Origin of the sequence: Bacillus sp. CGMCC 1.60114 (assembly GCF_042676365.1) — a bacterium.
GTDB classification, from domain to species: domain Bacteria; phylum Bacillota; class Bacilli; order Bacillales; family Bacillaceae_G; genus Bacillus_A; species Bacillus_A rhizoplanae_A.
Map to the genome: position 1 here is coordinate 1 of NZ_JBHTHG010000038.1, position 1,048 is coordinate 1,048.

Annotated in this window: 1 protein-coding gene and 1 pseudogene; both read right to left on the minus strand. The window is 35.3% G+C overall.

Features of this window, described 5'->3' with window-relative positions:
• Nucleotides 1-312: 312 nt before the first annotated feature.
• Nucleotides 313-510, minus strand: a pseudogene (locus tag ACFQZ1_RS10125) (hypothetical protein); the annotation flags it as partial.
• 62 nt (nucleotides 511-572) lie between these two features.
• A partial coding sequence (locus ACFQZ1_RS10130) for an IS6 family transposase (RefSeq protein ID WP_377882046.1) occupies nucleotides 573-1,048 on the minus strand: 476 nt, incomplete at its 5' end.

A 1,048-nucleotide genomic window follows, 5' to 3' on the forward strand; every position in this document is an offset into this window, starting at 1 on the left:
TCTACAGAAGCATCATATCACATTTCTACCCTTTTGCAGTGAACCACCGGTCTTGTTTCATACCAATTTTCAAAAATGGGTAGAACTCTTATGGCACATGGGCTTACTGGATTTTGCACTTAAGAGTGATTCACTGCAAAATTTATTTTATTTATTCCTCTAATTGGGGTACAACCCCATCGCCATCAAGCTAACAAGACAAAATACCTGTAAAAAGACAATAAAGTCGTTTAAAAATCTAAGGTTTATTCAATAATAGGGCCCGATTGTTGAAGATGATAAGCACATGTCTTCTTCAACTAACATTCTATTCTATATTTTTTTAGTTGCGTAATCACCATAAAAGTAAGTGTCCCAAAAATCACCATATTTAGGAGTGGCAATTATGGTATATTCACCATTTCCATCGACTTCAAACAAAACTACACTACTATATTCCCATCCCACAAAGTAATCAGGATTTGTATCATCTACTCTCATATAGATACTGTATATTCCTTTTGTTAATACGGTTTTGGTGCAAAAATAATTCGCTAGAACCATAGAATAACAATATCCTATTAAGCTTGAGGTTAAGCAGCTAACTTAAATAACTTATGAATGAATTCAACCTCATTTTGGGCATAGTTCACCCTTTGGTGAAGTTGCCCTTTTTTTATCATATGCATAGCTTCGATGCCATTCAAAATCAAGGTAGCTGTACGAAATGAGTTCAACCCTAACATGGATCGAACTCTCTTCTTTATAAAACGGTGATCCTGTTCCACAATATTGTTAAGATATTTACGTTGCCTTAGCTGTATGCCTTCAGGCATACGTTTTTCTTCTTTTAATGTTTGAATTGTTACTGGATAAGCCAGATTTTTATCCACCGTAATGACACGAGGTTGAGACACATGGGAAGAAGCCAAGGCTTTCTTGAAAAAGCGCTTAGCTGATTTCGAATCTCTAGTTTTGCTTAGGTAAAAATCAATCGTGTTCCCTTCAGAATCTACTGCACGATATAGATACATCCACTGTCCTTTTACTTTTATGTAAGTTTCGTCTA